Source organism: Brevibacterium sp. Lmc1 (assembly GCF_057654315.1).
This window is the reverse complement of the sequence record NZ_CM172803.1, coordinates 3,196,706-3,215,454: the sequence shown is the minus strand read 5'-3', so window position 1 is coordinate 3,215,454 and position 18,749 is coordinate 3,196,706. Positions and strand designations below refer to the sequence as shown.

The following is an 18,749-nucleotide window of genomic DNA, read 5'->3' as shown; positions in this document are numbered from 1 at the left end:
CAGTTTGGGGCGGATAGCACCTGTTCAAACAGGTGCTATCCGCCCCAAACTGTGTTGTGAGCCGACGATGCTCTGAGGTCGTCAGCGATCCGTTGAGGGCGAGTCGATCGTTGATGCGTCATCCTCGGAGGGCGCATCCTCGTTTCGGTTCTGATCCTCGGTGGATTCGTCCTTCCGGCCGAAGTCGTCGGGGTCGACCTTGTCGAGATACTCGGATGACGGTGCACCTCCGGCCTCGTGATCGAGGTTCTCCGCAGCCTTGCGCATGCTGTCTGATGTGTTGCCTTCGGTGCTGTTGTCGTCGGTTGACATTCTGATCACCTTTCGCTGGAGAGCGCGGATGGAAAATCAGTCTACGCGGCAGGTCGCGCCGCGTCGATCAGGCGTGAGGTCTGGAAATTTAAATACCTCTAAGGATAATGTATCCATCGGGTTAACAAAGTGTGTAGGGTTGACTCATGGAGCCCCACCACTCGACGTCGCCCGGCGACGAAGTCATCCGACAGGCCCACATCCCGCGCCGAGTCCTCGTGCTCGGCGCGACCGGTTACATCGGCGGTCGCCTCGTGCCTCGACTGCTGCAGGCCGGTCACGAGGTCCGAGTCGGGGTGCGGCGACCTGAGAAACTCGAACAGGTTCCCTGGGTAGCCGACGTCGACGTGAGAGCTCTCGACCTCGACAGCGGTCGCGGACTGTCCGACAGCCTCGTCGGCATCGATACGGTCTACTACCTTGTCCACTCCATGGGGTCCGGCGGGGACTTCGAAGCGGCCGAGGCCCAAGCCGCCAAGCGCTTCGTTCGTGAGGCCACATCAGCCGGTGTGCGCCGCGTCGTCTACCTCGGAGGACTGCATCCTGAAGGGCGCAGGCTGTCGAAGCACATGCGCTCGCGGGCGACCGTCGGACGGATTCTGCTCGACTCCGAGGTCGACGCGATCGTCTTCAACGCCGGCATCATCATCGGCTCCGGCTCCGCCTCGTTCGAAATGGTCCGCCATCTCGCCCTGACGCTGAGGTGGATGCCGGCACCGGACTGGGTGGCCAACCGCGTCGAACCGCTGTCGGTCCGTGACGCACTCTACTACCTTCTTTCCGCCGCGGATGTGGAAGGAGCGGTCAACTGCTCGTTCGATATCGGTTCGCGGCAGATCCTCACTTATGCGGACGTGATGCGGACCTTTGCCGCTGTCGCCGGGCTCAAGCCCCGTCACGTCATCGCGCTGCCGCTTCCCGCCCCGACCCTGTCAGGTATCTGGGTCGGGCTGGTGACACCGCTGCCGTTCCGCCTCACACTCCCGCTCGTCCAGTCTCTGCAGGAGGATGCGGTGGCCTCATCACACGATGTCGACGAGGTCATCCCACCGCCCGAGTCCGGGCTGATCAGGTTCGACGACGCCGTCCGACTCGGGTTGCGTCGCGAGGTCGAGGGCGCTGTGGATACGAACTGGGAGGCCGACGCAGGAGGGCTCGACGAGGCTGCCCAACCGTTGCCCAATGATCCGCAGTGGTCGGGCAGGCGCATCTTCACCGATGAGCGGTCGGCGACGATCCCCGGTCTCTCGGCCGCCGAGGTGTGGCCCGTGATCGAGGGCGTCGGCGGGTCCAACGGGTGGTACTCCTGGCCCCTGGCCTGGAAAGTCCGCGGATTCTGGGACAAAGCCGTCGGGGGAGCCGGCCTCAAACGAGGTCGGCGGCTGCCGGACACCCTGCGCATCGGCGACCCGGTCGATTGGTGGAGAGTCGAACGGCTGGAGCGAAACTCTCGCCTGTTGCTGCGCGCCGAGATGAGAGTCTCCGGTCACGCGTGGCTCGAATTCACACTGGCAGACTCCGACGACGGCTGCGAGTATCACCAGACAGCGACCTTCATCCCCACCGGGCTGCGCGGCCACATCTACTGGGCCCTCGTCGCCCCGTTCCATCGGTTCATCTTCCCCGCAATGGCGAAGAACATCGCCGCCGAGGCGCGGCGTCGTGTCCGACGGCGAATGATCCACGGAGCAGGCTTTGATCAGGAGCGGTCCATCAGCATCGATGCGAAGCCGTCCCGGTAGGTGGGGAACTTCAGTTCACCCACGAGCGAGCCGAAGCGAGTCCCATCGATCCGTTTGCCGCCCGGCCTCTCGTCCTCGATATGGCCAGGGACGGAAACGCCGAGGCGGTCCGCGATGAAGGCGACAACCTCGCCCATCTGGGCAGGCAGAGAATCGACAGCGTGGACCAGGTCCGGCGGCTCAGGGTCAAGGGCCAAGCGCTCGAGGCCGTGAACGAGGTCGTCTCGGTGGACGCGATTCGTCCACCGCTGATGATTGAACTGCTGTCCGCGTCGCACAGAGTCGATGAGACGGGTTCGACCAGGTCCGTAGATACCTGCCGGGCGCACGATCGTGAGGTGGTCGAAGAGCTCGGCTGCTTTGGCCTCGGCCGCGGCGAGGACCTCACCCGGCCCGGACCCTGGGGCGAGCGGAGCGTCTTCGGTGATCACACGCGTCGGGTCCTCAGCAAGGACACGGGTGGAGGAGACGAGGATGACTCGGCCCGGCTGTGACTCGAGGACGTGTGCGAGACCTCTCAGCCCGTGGAGGTAGGACCGTTCGTATCCGTCCCGTGTCGACTCGTCAGGAGTGAGAGTGATGATGACCGCGTCGAGTGCGTCCAGTCGCGGATCGCTGCGGACGGCGTCGCCGGCCCAGCCGCGCTCGGGCGCTCCGAGGCGGGTGAGATCCATAGCGATGGTCTCGAAGGCATCGGGCAGTTCGGCGACGCGGCGGCGCAGTCCGATCACCTCGTGCTCCTGGTCGACCAGCCGCAGGCCCAGCCGTGTACCCAGGTCTCCGCACCCGGCCAGGAGAACCCTGCGTCCGTTCGTCGTGCTCATTTCGCCTCACTCTTCATCCGGTCATAGGCCGCCAATGCTGCTTGGCGCGATGCCTTGAGGTCGACGATCGGCTCGCGATCGCCGTGCGAACGCTCCGCCTTGGTGAGACCGCCCGGTCCGTGGCCCAGCCACCGGCCGACGTACTCGTTGGTCGGGTCGAAGCGCTCACGTTGGCGTTCGGGATTGAAGATCCGAAAATACGGCGCCGCATCGGCTCCGCATCCGGCCACCCATTGCCAGGAGACGGGATTGTTGGCTTCATCGGCGTCGACGAGTGTGTCCCAGAACCACTGTTCGCCGTGCCACCAGTGAATGAGCAGATTCTTAGTAAGGAAGCTCGCCGTGGCCATCCGGACCCGGTTATGCATCCACCCGGTCTGCCACAGTTGGGCCATGCCGGCGTCGACAATGGGGATCCCGGTCGTCCCGTTCTGCCAATGGTTGAGCGCCTCGGGGTCGTCCTCGTATGGGAAGCGCGCGAACTCCGGCCGCATCGGCTCGGACTCGACGTTCGGCAGATGGTAGGTCAGGTGCCAGGAGAACTCGCGCCAGTAGAGCTGCCGGATCCATGCCTGTCGGTCATCGTCGCTGACCTCCGGCAGGTCCAGGGCCGCGGCCAGCAGCTGCCGTGGGGAGAGTTCGCCGAAGCGCAGTCGCGGTGACACGCCTGACGTGCTGTCTGGGTCAGCCGGGACATCATGCGAATCGGCGTAGTCGTCGACCCTGTCGCTGAGGTCCGCCAGCGTTCGGGCCGCCTCTCGGCATCCGGGGCTCCAGTGTTCGGCCACAGTCGTCTGCCACCACTGTGGGGTCTTCGCCGAAGCGAAATCGCCCGAGCCCGTGTCTGTTCCGTCGAGGAGGCCGAGGTCGTCGAGGTCGCGCACCCACGAGTGCCCGTCGAGGGTCTGGCGGTCCGCCTTCGTCAGAGACGTCTGTCTGCGTGGGGCAGGGAGGACGTCGCCGACGCTGCGATCGCGCACGGCGTTGAAGTACGGGGTGAACACCTTGTAGAAGTCCCCGCCCTGCGGGCTGACAGTCCAGGGTTCGACCAGCAGCGCGCCGGTATGGGAGTGCACAGCACACCCGGCGTCGGTCAGCTGTGTCTTGATCTGTGCGTCGAGGCGGCGGGAGGCCGGCGCATAGCGGCGCGACCAGCGCACGGCATCGACTTCCAGGTCCGCGGCCGCCTGCGGGACGATGTCCGCAGCGGAGCCTGCTGCGAAGATCAGCGGGATACCGAGCTGTGCGAGTTCGGTCTCCAGGACGCGCAGCGACTCGTGCGCCCACCAGCGGGTGGCCCCGCCCAGCGGGCGTGGGCCCAGACCATCATCGTCTCGGCACTCCCTGATCCAGAGGCCGATCACCTGACCGTCGGCGCGGGCTGCAGTCAGGGCCTCGTGGTCCTCGACGCGCAGGTCGTCGCGGAACCAGACGAGGGTGAGATGCTCGTTGCTCATCAGTTGGTTTCCTTCTTCGCTCTTCGTAGACGACCGAGCAGACCGCGCCGCAGCAGCCCTTGCGGCGGCGGAGTCCAGATCGGGGTGCCTGCGACCCGCCAGGTGCTAAGCAGTTCGTTGGCGGCGAGATACCCGGTGGTCGCCGCGCGTTCCATGAGCGCCACCGGCAGTTCGCACCGAATGTGGTCACCGGCCAGGACCAGGCCGGGCAGCGGAGTGGAGACGCCCGGCCGGTCGGCCCAGGCTCGGGTGTCGCTGAGCCCGCAATCGGATTCGATGAGGAATTCGCGGTGGAGGATTTCGATGTGTCTGGTCTCCGGATATACCTCGTGCAGATCTGCCAGAAGCTGCTCGGCCACTGCGTCCTCGTCCACGGAGTCGGCAAGGGCATAGGCATGGAGTTCGACGACGGATCCCGCGTGCTCCTCGGCCCACCGGGCGGCACCTGCCTCGAATCGTTCGAGCACGGAGATGTTGTCGAGCAGCTCAAAACCGCTGGTGCCCAGGAATGCGGGTCGGTCGGGCGCGACCGCCTCGGCGAACCAGAGCCGGAGCACCGCAAACGGCGGGGAGTTGCGCTGCGCGGCGACACGGGTGAACCAATCGTGCAGCTCCTGCCGAGCAGCGGGTGCCGCCCGACCGGTCCCGTGGGCCTCTGCAGAGTCGTCGTGCGCCTCGATCGTGGAGATCAGACGCCGAGTGCTCGCGGTGTCGGCGGCGAGGACGAGCGCATCGGAGTCAATGACCCTCGCAGTCGTGTCGACACTCCAGCCACCAGGGGTTCGGTTGATCGTGCGGGCTGCAGTGGTGGTCTCAATGCGCACTCCGAGGTCCTCCAAGTACCGTCCCAGCGGTGCCCACAGGGCGGTGTCGTAGTCGTCATCGGGGACGTCGAAGAGCAGACCTTCGGCCGAACCTGCGAAGTAGGTGTGGAACATGGCGACGAGTTCACCGGCGGAGAAGTCGCCCGGGTCGGCGAAGAAAGACCGCGCGAAGACCTCGAGGGCGAGGTGGCGCGCTTGCTCCGGGAAGCGGAGACGATCGAGAAACGCGGCCGCCGACTCCCCGTCATAGCGAGAGAACGAGGCCGGGAAGTCGACATCGATGAGTTCAAGGGCTGTGCCGAGATCGACACGCGTCAGACCCAGCAGCGGGAAGGTCGGGCTGCTCAGCACGAAACCGAGGAGATTCAGCGGGGGAGTCCGCGGGATCGAGGCGAACGAATCGGTGGGGCCGCCTCGGCGAATGAGGGGATAGTCGGGAATCGGTCGGAGACGATCGAGATCGGGGTCGGTGCGGCTGAGCAGATCGCGCAGGTTGTAATACTGCCGGAAGAAGGCGTGGAATCCCCGGCTCATCGTCCGATCGTCTGCCACCGGCCAGGCGCTGACCCGGCCGCCCAGGCGAGGCCCGGATTCGACGATCGTGACCTCGGCCCCGCGCTCGGCCAGAATCGTCGCGGCCGACAGGCCCGCAATTCCGGCGCCGACGACCGTCACGGTCTTCGGGCGCAGCAGGCTGCGTCGTCCTGGGTCGGCGGGCAGCTGTCGAGCATGCGGATCGTGCGGGGTCATTCCGCCTCCTCGGGGTTTCGGCTGAGGTTCCACTGCCAGAGCATGAGCACCGCGGTGATCATGGCGAAGCCGAACCCGAAGTCTTCGATGGGGATGTCGAACGGGAAGCGGATGCCGAGGAACATGTCCGGGTTGTAGATGACGATCGGGTCGGACAATTTGGTCAGCCAGCCGTCGACGAGGCATTGGAACCCCAGGCAGATGGCCAAGGCCGCCCAGTACTTCGCGCGGCGGAAGATGCCGCTGCGGAAGACGAGGAGTTCGAGTCCCACGACCACGATCATGCCGAGGGCGGTCATCACGGTGTACTCGGGGATCATCGGATCTCGCCGTCGTTCGGTGGGCGGTTATCGGGCCTCTCCGGGCGGGCGAGGTTCGTCCGGCGACCGGTGCGGCGTCCTGCCCACCCGATCACGGTGCCGACCGCTTCGTAACTCAGCAGCGCGCAGACCGGGATGACGAGGAAGAACACGAGTTCCTCAAGCGGCAGGACCCCGAGGTCGATGCCGGTGACGAACCGGGAGTCATAGGTCCAGTGGTTGCGGGCGATGGCGATGATGTCCCAGACGGCGAAGACGGCGACCACCGGCAGCAGGGACTTGAGCAGAACCTGCCAGCGACGGTAGACGCGGGCGGCGAACACGAGCTCCAGCGGCAGCGTGATGAGCAGGCAAGCGGCCATGAGGCCGAGGTAGTCCCAATGTCCGATCATGGATGACTCCACCGTGCGGGATCGTTGCTGCCAGGCGTGCGCGCGGGGCGGGCCGACACGTGGAGGCCGAGATCGAGATTGCGGATTCGGTAGCCCTCGATGAGGTCGTCCCAGTCGACGGTGGGTTCTGTCAGCAGCCGGGGCTCGCAAGAGAGGAGCCGATGGAGAAGCGCATCGGTTTCGAACAATGCCAGGGCCTTCCCTGGACAGCTGTGGGCGCCGTCGCTGAAACTCATCCCTGCGGCCGGGGCGGCCCACTGCCGGGCTGGGCAGAGAGCCTCGGCTTCGTGGCCGTAGTGGTCGGTGTCGATGTTGGTCTCGCGAACGCAGATGTCGATGAGTTCGCCGGCGGGAATGGTGGTGTCCCCGCGGCCGTCGCTGATGTCGATGGGGGAGGTGGCGCGACGGTAGAGGTGGCCGACGACGGGTTCGAGACGGATGATCTCCTCGAGGATGGACAGGCGACGAGGCTGCTCGGCTGCACGGTATTCACGCTGCAGCTCCTCGTTGTCGAGCAGATGCCAGCAGGCCATGGCGATGAACTCGCGGGTCGTGACCATTCCCGCGGTGCCGTACGTGAGGCACTCGACGAGGATGTCACCGGTGCTGTGCCCGGAATCGAGGAGGTGGGAGATGACGTCGCCGCGGTGTCGTCGTCGGTGGGCACGGATGGCGGGGAAGACGTCATGGGCGAAGAAAGTGATGAGCGGAACGATGCCGTTGACCGCAGCCTGCATCCATTGGCGATTCGACCTGCCCCAGCTCTCTGCGGCAAGGTCGACCGGCGGCTGACGGAAGAAGGCGGTGAGCCGCGCGGCCATATCGTCGGTGTCGGATTCGGTGAGTCCCACGACCTGCGATGTCACGTCGACCGTGAAGTGCAGAGCAGCCTCATCGAGTCGGCATCGGCCGGTGACCACCGCCTCGTCGACGATTCGCTGCGCGGAGGCGGCGATCGTGTCGCCGTAGCGGTCGGCGATCACTGTCGGGGCGAAGAATCGGGCGACCTCACGACGCTGTCGGTCATGAGCCGGTCCGTCGGAGATGAGAATCGGATGGGAGCGGAAAAGGCCGCGGGGGATCTTCTCCGCAGTGAAGCCGGCTTGAGTCGTCTGGTCACGGGCGCGCAATACCTGTCGAGCCGCGGTGAACGAGCGGATTCTCCACATTCCCCGGTCGGACTCGACAGCGGGAGCCGCCGCCTCACTGTCACGTCGTGCCTTGCGCCCACCCGGCGCCGGGCTTCGGCGCGCCGGGGGAGGCTGTTTCACTGCTTCTTCGCCCAATCGGCCTTGCTCAAGGACAGCTCGTCGGCCATTCCGTCGAGGAAGCGGATGACGGCATCGCGTTCGCGGCTGCTGAGCTGGGCGGCGGCATAGACGCGTCTTGCCTGGGAACGCCCCACAGTCTCGCGTGCTGAGCGTGCTGTCTCCGCGGTGATCTCGATGGCGTAGGCCCGGCGATCACTGGGATGCAGCTTCCTGATGACATGTCCCTCGCGTTCCAGGCGATTGATCAGCTTCGTCACCGAGGCTGCCGACATGGCCATGTGAGCAGACAGCATCTTCGGGGTCACCACTGCACCCTGCCGCTTCGCGGCGATGAGATAGTGCAGGGCGCGCATGTCCTGTTCGCTGAGCTTCATGAATCTGCGCGAAGCCTCGGAGAGAGTGCGCTCGGCCTCGCGCAGTCGGGCGAGAGAGTTCATGAGTCGAGCAATCTGTTCGCGGTCAGCGTTCGACAGGTCGGAGGAGTCGACGAGGTCGCCGGGAAAGCTGTTCTGCGATCCGGTGTACATGTTCTCTGTGATCGGGTCGTGAGCGCCCGCGGCCTCGGATGACTCCATATCGTCATCTTACTGTTTCCCACTCTCGAACCTAGAAGAATAACTTCCTGTATATATTAAACCACAGTGTATTATACGTTCTAGGCTATTACATTTCGAGCGAAGGACTCACCGATGACCACTGCCGAGGGCGTCGTGTTCGGACCCTCCGTCACAATTGAAATCGAGTCCGAGATCCGCCGTGTGGTGGACAGGCAGGCCCAGCGAGTGGCTGGATTGGGATCAGCTGCCAGTCACGCTTGGGAGCGAGCCTCGGAATGCCTGCTCGGCGGGAAGCTGCTGCGGCCGCGGCTTCTCATGGGTGCCTTCGATGCTCTCGCCCCCGTTGAATTCCAGGAAGTTCTCGCGGAAGTCGGCTCTCCTCGGTCGGGCAGCGGTCTCCCGCTCACCGCACTCAGGGACACTGCACTCCCGAATGGGGCGGCAGCGAGAGAACAGGCTTTGCGCATCGCTGCCGCCGTCGAGCTGCTGCATTTCGCTTTTCTTCTCCACGACGACATCATCGACGGCGACCTCATGCGTCGCGGTCGCCCGAACTTCATCGGCCTCCAGCTCAGGGATGGGGACGCGGCGGTCGGTGGAGTCGAGACAGGTCGGGCGTCGCTCGCATCGCAGCTGCACGCGGCGCGCAGCTCTGCGATGTTGGTTGGAGACCTGCTGCTGTCCGCCGCTCATCAGATCATCTTCAGCGAAGCGCTGCCGGTTGGATTGGGGATTCGGCTTCAGCAGCAGCTTGATCGGACCGTGGTGGAATCGGTATCGGGTGAGCTGACCGATGTGGCGCTCAGTGCCGGGCACGTCGATGCGGAGCTGGTCGACGTCGTGGAGATGAGCAGGCAGAAGACGGCGACCTACTCTTTCGAGCTGCCCTTGCGTTCCGCAGCGATCCTCGCCGGCCTCGGACCCGATGTCGAGGACACTCTCGGCCAGGTGGGGGCGCAGCTGGGGCTGGCCTATCAGCTGCAGGACGATCTGCTGTCGACCTTCGGCAGGGCCGACGAGCACGGTAAGGACGCATTCTCCGACCTGCGCGAAGGAAAGGAGACGGCGATCATCGCCATCGCCAGACGAACCGGAGCCTGGCCGTACATCGCACCGCATTTCGGTGCGGGAGACTTGAGCACAGCCGATGGCGCGAAAGTGAGATCGCTGCTGTCCGAGTGCGGGGCAGAGCGGGAAGTCCGGGCACTCATCGACGAACTCGCGGCGAATGTGCGGGAACTCATCGCGACCGAACCGGATGTCATCGGCCCCGACATGGCAGGACTCATCGACGACCTCATCGACACGCTCAACGGGAGACGATCATGAGGCGGGACATCGACCGGTTGGGACCGCTCGGACGCTATACGTTCGTATCGAACCGGATCTCACGGTCGGTCATCGGTGCCTACTCGACGTCCTTCGGTCTGGCGACGCGACTGCTCGGTTCCCGCCACCGCGACCACGTGCGCAACATCTACGCTTTGGTCCGATTGGCCGACGAGCTCGTCGACGGGGTGGCCGCCGAAGCAGGCATCGCCGCCGACCAGCAGCATCGGATGCTCGACCGGCTCGAGGCCGAGACAGAAAGCGGGATGAGCCTCGGCTACAGCAGCAACCCCATCATCCATGCCTTTGCCCGTACAGCCCGCGCCGCCGGAATCGGAGACGAGCTGACGCGGCCGTTCTTCGCATCCATGCGGACAGACCTGCAGGGGCACCCGACGAACGTTTCGGCCACCGCTGTTGAGGGGCAGATCGGCTTCGGTCCCCAGGAGCATGCCGACTATGTCTACGGATCCGCGGAAGTCGTGGGTCTGATGTGCCTGCGGGTCTTCGCTCGCGACGAGTCGTACTCACCGGAGGAAGAGCGGCTTCTGGAACACGGTGCCCGCAGCCTGGGAGCGGCCTTTCAGAATGTCAACTTCCTCCGCGACCTCGGCGATGACATGCAGCGCCTGGGGCGCAGCTACCTCACCGAGGATGGCGCGGTCGACGACCGAACACAGGAGCGATGGGTCGTTGCCATCCGCGAACAGATCGAAGCCGCCGCACAGACGATTCCGCTTCTGCCCGGTGACGCCCGCCTGGCAGTCCTGTGCGCATTGCGTCTATTCTCCGCACTGACCGACAGATTGGCCGAAGTGCCGGCCGTGGAGCTGCCGCGTCGTCGGATCCGAGTGGCGGGCCCACACAAGGCGGCACTCGTCCTTCGGACGGTCTATGAGGTGCGGATGGGGGCGAAGCGATGAGTCGGGTGATCGTCATCGGCGGGGGAATCGCCGGACTTGCCACCTCGGCTCTTCTGGCCCGCGACGGACATGAGGTCACCCTCCTCGAACGCAACAGCCGCCTCGGCGGGCGAGCGGGCAGTGTTGAGGATCAGGGCTTCAGATTCGACACCGGGCCGTCGTGGTTCCTCATGCGGGAGGTCTATGACCATTTCTTCGAACTGCTGGGCACGAGTACGGATGAGCAGCTGGATCTGCGGCTCCTCGACCCAGGGTATCGGGTCTTCTCGGAGCCTGATGATGTCACCGGTCTGCGCTGTGTGGAAGTGCCGCACGGCGTCGAGGCGGTGGCCGATCTGTTCGAGAGCATCGAAACTGGAGGGGGTGCCGCGATGCGGAAGTACGTGAGGTCCGCGGGGCTGACGGCCGAAGTCGCCCGCAACCGGTTCCTCTACAACCCCTTCACGAAGCTGAGACCAACCATCGGCCGAGATGTTCTCAAGTCCCTGCCGCAGCTGACCCGATTGCTGCTGCGGCCGCTCGCGACATTCGTGGAGCGGCGGTTCGCGGCATCGATCCTGCGCCGGATCCTGACGTATCCGGCGGTGTTCCTCGGCACCGACCCCAATCGCGCACCCGCGATCTATCACCTGTTGAGCGCATTCGACCTGGACCAGGGAGTCTTCTATCCGATGGGTGGGTTCTGGGCTGTCGTCGAACGTCTGGAAGCGCTGGCTCGCCGAGCCGGGGTCACGGTGATCACCTCGGCGGAGGCGACGGAAGTGATGACACAGGGCAGAGGCGGTCGAACAGTCGTCAGCGGAGTTCGCTGGACCGATTCCGGCGGTCGATCGCATGTCGAACCGGCCGATCTCGTCGTGTCCGCCGCCGACCTGCACCATACGGAGACCGGGCTGCTTCCGCCACGGCTGCGCAGCTACCCCGAGTCGGATTGGTCAAAGGTGGAGAGTGGACCGGGGGCGATCATCGCAATGCTCGGCGTCGACGGAACCCTGCCCGAACTCGAGCACCACTCGCTGTTCTTCACCGATGAGTGGGAGGAGAACCTGCAGGCGATCTTCGGTGCCGAGCAGAAGATACCCGAGCCGGCATCGCTCTATGTGTGCAGACCCAGTGCCACGGATCCCACGGTGGCACCGGCCGGGTGTGAGAATCTCTTCGTTCTCATTCCGGTTCCGGCGGACGTGGAGATCGGCAGTGGGGGATCGGACGGGAAAGGAAGCCCCGTCCTCGAGGCGGCAGTCGATACCGCGCTCGAGCGCATCGGACTGTGGGCAGGAATCGAGGACCTGCGCAGTCGGATCAGACTGCGCAGGACCCTGGGCCCGGCCGATTTCGCCCGGGACTTCCACTCGTGGAAGGGAGGAATGCTCGGGCCATCGCACATCCTCCGACAGAGCGCATTTCTGCGGATGCAGAACCAGTCACGACGCGTGGACGGACTCTTCTACGCCGGAGCAACGACCGCGCCGGGCATCGGTGTGCCGATGTGCCTCATCAGCGCAGAGCTTGTGGCCAAACGCATTCGCGGAGATCATTCGGCAGGGCCGACACCCGTGTGATGTGCGCCGGTGCTCCGCTGGGATCGTCTGCTGGACTCAGCTGCTGGTCGAGTAGACCTGCTCGGAGCCTCCGGTGCGCACCCGATTGCGGCGGCGGGTCTCCGGGCTGGTGCCGCGCGAATCGGATGAACGGCGGTTGGCCGGCTGACCGGAACGCGAAGCCGAACCCTGACCACCGGAACGGCTGCCGCGAACCGACTCGCGACGGCGGCTGCCCTCGGCGCTGCGACCGCCATGGCCGGATCCGCCGCTGCGACCGGAACCATTGCCACGACCGCCCTGGCCGGAACCGGTGCCGCGGTTGTTCTGTCGGGAGGCGTTGCCATTGCGCTCTCCGCCGTTGCCACGGGAGTTCTCGCGGCTGCGACCCGACTCGTTGGTGGCGCCACCGCGGCCCGCACTTCCACCGCGTCCGCCACGGCCGCCTCGGCGACGGGGCGAGCGACCACCGGACTTCGCCGGTTCGGTCTTCTTGCGCGGCTGGACGGGTTCCTTCGGCTGCGGGGCGACGTATTCGGCGATCTCACCGACGAGCTCGGTCACCTCGGGGGACTCTGCGGTGACCTTCTGCGGGGTCGCCTTGATGGCGGCCTTGCGCAGGAGCATCTGGGTGTCCTTGCGCTCTTCGGCGGTCATCACCGTGACGACGTCACCGGCGCTGCCGGCACGTGCGGTGCGACCGGAACGGTGCAGGTACGCCTTGTGTTCGGTCGGGGGATCGACGTGGACGACGAGCTCGACGGAATCGACGTGGACGCCGCGGGCAGCGATGTCTGTGGCCACGAGCACCTTCGCCTCACCATCGGTGAACGCGGCGAGGTTGCGATCGCGAGCGCCCTGCGACAGGTTGCCGTGCAGATCGACGGCGGGAATGCCCGCTGCCGTGAGCTGGCGGGCGAAGCGTTTGGCCCGGTGCTTCGTGCGAGTGAAGAGGATGCGGCGGCCCGTGCCGGAGGCGAGCTTGTGCACGAGTTCGTTCTTGTCGTCGACCGACACCTCGAACACGTGGTGGGTCATGGCCGATACGTGGGAGGTCGCCTCGTCGACGGAGTGGAGGACCTCGTTGTGGAGGAAACGACGGACGAGCTTGTTGACGTCGTTGTCCAAGGTGGCGGAGAAGAACATCCGCTGCCCCTCAGCCGGGGTCTGGTTGAGGATTCGGGTGACTCCGGGCAGGAACCCGAGGTCAGCCATGTGGTCGGCCTCGTCGAGGATGGTGACCTCGATGTTCTCGAGCGTGAGGATGTCCTGCTGGAGCAGGTCCTCGAGGCGGCCGGGGCAGGCCACGACGATGTCGACTCCGGCCTTGAGTGCGATTTCCTGTCGCCGCTGCTTGACCCCGCCGAAGATCGTCGTCGTCCGCAAGCCCACGGCTTTGGCCAACGGGTCGATGACCTCGGTGATCTGCGTGGCGAGCTCACGGGTGGGAGCGAGTACGAGTCCGCGCGGATGGCGGAACTTCTGCGAACCCTTGCCGGATTCGACCAGTCGGGCGACGAGCGGAATGGAGAACGCCAGGGTCTTGCCTGACCCGGTCTTTCCGCGGCCGAGCACATCGCGGCCGGTCAGCGTGTCGGGCAGAGTGTCCTGCTGGATCGGGAAGGCCTGAGTCTTGCCTTCCTTGCTCAGCGTGTCGACCAGCTTCTGGGGAACACCGAGCTCGGCGAACGAGGTGGGGGCTGGGGAGGCCTTCTTCGTGCGATTGACCGAGGCGTTGGCGGCGGTTGTGGTGGTGTTGCTGTTGCTGCCTCCGCGGGTGCGGGTGCTGCGGGGATTGGTGCGAGTCTGTGACGTAGTGATGGGGTGGCCCTTCGACGTGCCGGAGGGCGTGCCGGTGCCGTGAATAGGTGGCAGGCAGCCGCTTCCGGTCATGGAATGAGCGCTGTCGGCGCTCTCGATCGCCGAGAGAAAACGGCTTCGGAAATGCGCGGGTTCTTTCACCCAGCTGCAGAGGCGAGGCGTCCTGACGACGCAGGGAACCCGAAAACGGGTTCGCAAGTAGCACCAGTCTACAGGGCGTCGGCTCACGAATCACATCGGCCCCGCTGCCGTCCTGACTTCATCGGTCTGTGACGTCAGCAGACGCCCTCTGTCGGACTGTGACGCCGGCGGACGCCGTCATTCGGTGTATGAAGTCGCCGGACGTCACTCGTCGGCCCGTGAACTCAGCGGACTCGACATGGCGCGATCACGATTCGGATTCGGGCGCTGACCATAGCGTGAGGTCATCTCGGATCCACTCAGCTGGGATTCGAGGGCCAGTCATCGAACGATAGGACACCAGACCCATGGCACTATCTCGTCCCTCCGCCGACCGGCGGACATCTCCGCCGCGCCACGGACGCCGAACTCTCGGATTCGTCGGATTCCTCGCAGCAGCCGCCCTGACATTGTCCGCCTGCGGGGGAGCAGCCTCGGGGCAGGGATCGGTCGACGATCTCAAGGATCAGGCTCTGGCAGACGAGGTTCCCGCGGGAACCGTGCTCAATATCGCCGACCAGCAGGAACAGCAGCAGGTGGCGTTGAAGTCCTCCGGTGAGCTCGACGACTTCAGCTTCGAATACGAATTCTCGAACTTCGTCGGCGGACCGGAGATCCTCGAAGCCTTCCGGGCAGGTGCCGTCGACGTCGCCCGCGTCGGCGATACCCCGCCCATCCAGGCCTTCGCCTCCGGGGAAGTCGTTCCGATCATCCTCGCCCTCCAATCCTCACCAGACGTCATCCGTCTGGCCACCTCCCCGAGCACGGACGTCGACTCGATCAGCAAGATCAAGGGCGCGAAGATCGGCTACGCAGAGGGCACCGCCCAGGGATCTCTGGTGCTGCGACTGCTCGACAAAGCGGGACTGTCGACCGACGACGTCGAACTCGTCCGCCTGGAACTCGGCGAATTCAGCGAAGCCCTGCAATCCGACGAGATCGACATCGCCCCGCTCACCGGAGCCAGGCTGGCCCGCTATCTCCAGGGCTATGAGAAGGAAGGAGCCGGTTACCTGCCCGACAAGGAGACCGCAGGGCTGGGCACCGGGCTGAACTTCATCTATGCCCGCAAGGAAGTGCTCGAAGATCCCGCGAAGTCGGCCGCGCTGAGAGAATTCGTCGCCCATTCGATCCGGGCCAATCAGTGGATCAATGAGAACACCGACGACTGGGTCGAGGACTACTTCGTGAAGAACCAAGGGCTGACCGAAGAGGAGGGCCGCTTCATCCGCGAGCAGGAGGGCACAACGGTCTTCCCGAAGCTCGACGACGTCATCGCCACCGAACAGTCCACCATCGACCTCAGCTACGACTCCGGAGAACTGCCGGTCGACGTAGACGCAAACGACATGTTCGATCGGCGCTTCAACGACGTCATCGAGGACACCGTCGACGAGGTCGGCGCCCACCAGGACCGAAAGGAACTCGACGAATGAGTGTGACAGTCCAGCCTCCGGAGACCACGCGACTCGAACCCGGTCAACACAGCGTCAGCTCCGACATCTCACCGGCACCGGAGCCGCGCGCTCCATGGTGGCAGCGCTTCTCACCGACACGCATCTCTCTCGGCATCGTCATCCTTCTGGCCATCTGGGTGAGCGGTTCGGCCACCGGTCTCATCGACCCGCGCGTCCTGCCCGCACCGTGGACGGCGGTCTCGACGGGAATCTCCCTGACGGAGAACGGTCGCCTGCCCGAGAACCTCCTCACCTCCCTCCAGCGAGCGGCACTCGGCCTGGGCATCGGCGTGATCGCCGCGATCCTGCTCGCCCTCGCAGCGGGACTGACCCGCCTCGGCGAGAGCCTCATCGACGGTCCGATGAATATCAAACGCGCTGTGCCCACCCTGGCCTTCATCCCACTGGCGATCGTGTGGCTGGGCATCGGCGAAGGCATGAAAGTCACCCTCATCGTCTTCTCGGTCATGGTGCCCATCTACATCAACACCCACGCCGCCCTGCGCGGACTCGACGGCCGGTACCAGGAACTCGCTGCCACGCTGCGGCTGAGCAGACGCGAATTCGTCACGAAGGTCGCACTGCCCGGAGCGCTTCCCGGGTTCTTCACCGGACTCCGGCTGGCCGTGACCAGCGCCTGGACGTCATTGGTCGTCGTCGAGCAGATCAACGCGACCTCGGGCATCGGGTTCCTCATGAACCAGGCCCGCCTCTATGGACAGATCGACATCATCGTGGTCGGCCTCGTCGTCTACGCCATCCTCGGCGTGGGCAGCGACCTGCTCGTCCGCATCGCAGAAAGGAGGGCGCTGACATGGCGCCAGACACTCTCACGGTGACCGACTCGGACACCACGACCCGGAACTCCACCACCCCCGCCGAGGCGGCTCCGCCCCTTGTGCACGTGCGCGGACTCACCCGCCGGTTCGCTTCCCGCACCGTGCTCGACTCCGTCGACATCGACATCGCCGCAGGTGAGTTCGTGGCACTGCTGGGCCGCAGCGGCTCCGGGAAGTCCACCCTGCTGCGGGCACTCGCCGGGCTCGACCCCGACATCGAGGGGCAGATCGACGTGCCCGCCGAACGATCGGTCGCCTTTCAGGACTCCCGGCTGCTGCCGTGGCAGAAGGTGCTCGACAACGTCACCCTCGGACTGCGCGGGGAGGATCCTGCGCAACGGGCCCGAGAGGCACTCGCCGAGGTGGGGCTGGCCGGACGTGAGAAGTCCTGGCCCAAGGAACTCTCCGGAGGCGAACAGCAGCGGGTCTCCCTGGCCCGAGCCCTGGTCCGCGAACCGGCACTTCTGCTCGCCGACGAACCCTTCGGCGCCCTCGACGCGCTGACGAAGTCGAAGATGCACGGACTGCTCCACACCCTGCTGACGAAACATCAGCCGGCGGTCCTCCTCGTCACCCACGACATCGACGAGGCGCTGCTTCTCGCCGATCGGATCATCGTCCTCGACGACGGCCGGATCTCCACGGACATCCGCATCGACGCAGCGCACCCGCGGACCGTCACCTCCGCAGAGCTCTCCGAGCTGCGAACCTCGCTGCTCGAGGCTCTCGGAGTCGACGTCGCGGTCTGAGCTCCCACCCAGCCGAAGACGCCCCGCCCACCCGACGGCCCCACCTGCCCATCCCGCGACTCCCATTCCATGATTCGGAAGGCAACGCTATGACGACAACACCACCGGAGAAGACTCTTCACCTCAACGCATTCCTCATGACCACCGGTCATCACGAAGCCTCGTGGCGGCTGCCCGAAAGCGATCCCGAGGCCGGCACGGACATCGACCACTACATCCGGCTGGCACAGACTGCCGAGCGGGGAGGCTTCGATTCGATCTTCTTCGCCGACGGACCGAGCCTCCGCGCCGAGGTGGGCAGACGACCTGCCGGCAACCTCGAACCGCTCACCCTGCTCAGCGCATTGGCAGTGGCGACACAGCGCATCGGACTCATCGCCACCGCCTCGACGAGCTATAACTCTCCCTACAATCTTGCCCGCCGGTTCTCCTCGATCGACCACATCAGCCGGGGGAGGGTCGGCTGGAACGTCGTGACCACCGCCGGCGCGGATGCGGCGAGGAACTTCGGCCTCGATGAGCTTCCCGCCCACCGGACGAGGTACGAACGCGCCGAGGAATTCCTCGAGGTCGTCCAAGGACTGTGGCAGAGCTGGGACGATGGCGCCGTCCTCGGAGACAAGGAATCCGGGATCTGGGGTGATGCGGAGAAGGTCAGCGCCATCAACCACGAGGGCCGCTTCTTCAAGGTCGCCGGACCGCTCAACATCCCCCGCTCACCGCAGGTCTACCCGCTGATCGTGCAGGCCGGATCCTCGGAATCCGGCAAGGAGCTCGCTGCCAAGTTCGCCGAGGCGGTGTTCACCGCCCACCAGTGGCTCGACGATGCGATCGTCTTCGCCGCCGACGTCAAGAACCGTGCGCTCAGGCACGGCCGCAACCCGGAGCATGTGAAGATCCTGCCCGGCATCGTCCCGGTGATCGGAGCCACCGAGGCCGAGGCTCAAGCGAAGGACGAGGAACTCGACCGCCTCATCCGGCCCGAGTTCGCGCTCGCCCAACTCGCCCAAACACTGCGGGTGTCCCCGGACGAACTCTCCCTCGACCGGCAGCTGCCTGCCGATCTTCCCGCCGAGGACGAGATCGAGGGAGCGAAGTCACGGTACACGCTCATCGTCGACCTCGCCCGACGGGAAGGTCTCACGGCACGAGAACTCATCGGCCGCCTCGGCGGGGGTCGCGGTCATCGGACCGTTGCCGGCACACCCGAACAGATCGCCGACGCGATCGAAGAATGGTTCCGTGCAGGAGCCGCCGACGGGTTCAACATCATGCCCCCGTCGCTGCCCGGCGGCCTTGACGATTTCGTCGACACCGTGGTGCCGATCCTTACGCGACGCGGCCTGTTCAGGCACGACTACGAGACGACGACCCTGCGCGGGCACTACGGCCTGCCGACCCCCGGTCAACGGGACCGCGGCGATGAACTCACTGATACGACGAGCAGCGAGGTGGCATGAC

General features: G+C 65.6%; 17 protein-coding genes. 8 read left to right on the top strand and 9 right to left on the bottom strand.

Annotated features, from left to right (window positions below):
- Nucleotides 1-81: 81 nt before the first annotated feature.
- Nucleotides 82-312, bottom strand: a complete 231-nt coding sequence (locus AC239G_RS14375) for a hypothetical protein (RefSeq protein WP_376905737.1) — start codon at nt 310-312, stop codon at nt 82-84.
- A 146-nt stretch (nt 313-458) separates the two neighbouring features.
- Between AC239G_RS14375 and AC239G_RS14370 the strand changes: the two genes are divergently transcribed.
- Nucleotides 459-2,054: an SDR family oxidoreductase gene (locus AC239G_RS14370; RefSeq protein WP_487489134.1), complete on the top strand. Its 1,596-nt coding sequence runs from the start codon at nt 459-461 to the stop codon at nt 2,052-2,054.
- On the opposite strand, the gene AC239G_RS14365 is transcribed toward AC239G_RS14370, so the two are convergent.
- From AC239G_RS14365 to AC239G_RS14335, 7 genes are read right to left on the bottom strand one after another with little or no spacing between them, the layout of a single operon-like run.
- Entirely contained in the window at nt 2,012-2,878 is an 867-nt protein-coding gene (locus AC239G_RS14365; protein ID WP_487489133.1) for a Rossmann-fold NAD(P)-binding domain-containing protein, read from the bottom strand. The genes AC239G_RS14370 and AC239G_RS14365 overlap by 43 nt on opposite strands.
- Entirely contained in the window at nt 2,875-4,335 is a 1,461-nt protein-coding gene (locus tag AC239G_RS14360) for a cryptochrome/photolyase family protein (RefSeq protein WP_487489132.1), read from the bottom strand. Before AC239G_RS14360 ends, AC239G_RS14365 begins: the two co-directional genes overlap by 4 nt.
- Nucleotides 4,335-5,909: an FAD-dependent oxidoreductase gene (locus tag AC239G_RS14355; RefSeq protein WP_487489131.1), complete on the bottom strand. Its 1,575-nt coding sequence runs from the start codon at nt 5,907-5,909 to the stop codon at nt 4,335-4,337. The genes AC239G_RS14360 and AC239G_RS14355 overlap by 1 nt, the downstream gene beginning before the upstream one ends.
- Nucleotides 5,906-6,229 (bottom strand): lycopene cyclase domain-containing protein, encoded by a 324-nt coding sequence (locus AC239G_RS14350; protein WP_487489130.1) that lies wholly within the window; start codon nt 6,227-6,229, stop codon nt 5,906-5,908. Before AC239G_RS14350 ends, AC239G_RS14355 begins: the two co-directional genes overlap by 4 nt.
- The gene (locus tag AC239G_RS14345) at nt 6,226-6,621 is read right to left on the bottom strand and encodes a lycopene cyclase domain-containing protein (protein ID WP_487489129.1); all 396 of its coding nucleotides are present in this window, start codon (nt 6,619-6,621) and stop codon (nt 6,226-6,228) included. The genes AC239G_RS14350 and AC239G_RS14345 overlap by 4 nt, the downstream gene beginning before the upstream one ends.
- Complete coding sequence (locus AC239G_RS14340; RefSeq protein ID WP_482400632.1) at nt 6,618-7,892, bottom strand: cytochrome P450; 1,275 nt, start codon at nt 7,890-7,892, stop codon at nt 6,618-6,620. Before AC239G_RS14340 ends, AC239G_RS14345 begins: the two co-directional genes overlap by 4 nt.
- Complete coding sequence (locus AC239G_RS14335; protein ID WP_487489128.1) at nt 7,889-8,467, bottom strand: MarR family winged helix-turn-helix transcriptional regulator; 579 nt, start codon at nt 8,465-8,467, stop codon at nt 7,889-7,891. Before AC239G_RS14335 ends, AC239G_RS14340 begins: the two co-directional genes overlap by 4 nt.
- A 114-nt stretch (nt 8,468-8,581) precedes the next feature.
- Between AC239G_RS14335 and AC239G_RS14330 the strand changes: the two genes are divergently transcribed.
- Genes AC239G_RS14330 through crtI form a run of 3 tightly spaced genes read left to right on the top strand, consistent with a single transcriptional unit; the run spans nt 8,582 to nt 12,263 of the window.
- Nucleotides 8,582-9,778: a polyprenyl synthetase family protein gene (locus AC239G_RS14330; protein ID WP_487489127.1), complete on the top strand. Its 1,197-nt coding sequence runs from the start codon at nt 8,582-8,584 to the stop codon at nt 9,776-9,778.
- Entirely contained in the window at nt 9,775-10,701 is a 927-nt protein-coding gene (locus AC239G_RS14325; protein WP_487489126.1) for a phytoene/squalene synthase family protein, read from the top strand. Before AC239G_RS14330 ends, AC239G_RS14325 begins: the two co-directional genes overlap by 4 nt.
- The gene (gene crtI / locus AC239G_RS14320; RefSeq protein ID WP_487489125.1) at nt 10,698-12,263 is read left to right on the top strand and encodes a phytoene desaturase family protein; all 1,566 of its coding nucleotides are present in this window, start codon (nt 10,698-10,700) and stop codon (nt 12,261-12,263) included. Before AC239G_RS14325 ends, crtI begins: the two co-directional genes overlap by 4 nt.
- 36 nt (nt 12,264-12,299) lie before the next feature.
- On the opposite strand, the gene AC239G_RS14315 is transcribed toward crtI, so the two are convergent.
- Entirely contained in the window at nt 12,300-14,135 is a 1,836-nt protein-coding gene (locus tag AC239G_RS14315; protein ID WP_487489124.1) for a DEAD/DEAH box helicase, read from the bottom strand.
- A gap of 416 nt (nt 14,136-14,551) precedes the next feature.
- Here AC239G_RS14315 and AC239G_RS14310 point away from each other — a divergent pair, with 416 nt between their 5' ends.
- The 4 genes from AC239G_RS14310 (at nt 14,552) to AC239G_RS14295 (ending at nt 18,748) form a co-directional block, all read left to right on the top strand.
- Entirely contained in the window at nt 14,552-15,679 is a 1,128-nt protein-coding gene (locus tag AC239G_RS14310; RefSeq protein WP_487489123.1) for an ABC transporter substrate-binding protein, read from the top strand.
- A complete protein-coding gene (locus AC239G_RS14305; RefSeq protein ID WP_259357573.1) occupies nt 15,676-16,539 on the top strand; it encodes an ABC transporter permease in 864 nt (287 codons plus the stop codon). Before AC239G_RS14310 ends, AC239G_RS14305 begins: the two co-directional genes overlap by 4 nt.
- Nucleotides 16,515-17,288, top strand: a complete 774-nt coding sequence (locus AC239G_RS14300; RefSeq protein WP_482400625.1) for an ABC transporter ATP-binding protein — start codon at nt 16,515-16,517, stop codon at nt 17,286-17,288. The genes AC239G_RS14305 and AC239G_RS14300 overlap by 25 nt, the downstream gene beginning before the upstream one ends.
- An 89-nt stretch (nt 17,289-17,377) precedes the next feature.
- Entirely contained in the window at nt 17,378-18,748 is a 1,371-nt protein-coding gene (locus AC239G_RS14295) for an LLM class flavin-dependent oxidoreductase (RefSeq protein ID WP_487489122.1), read from the top strand.
- The last annotated feature ends 1 nt before the right edge of the window (nt 18,749 follow it).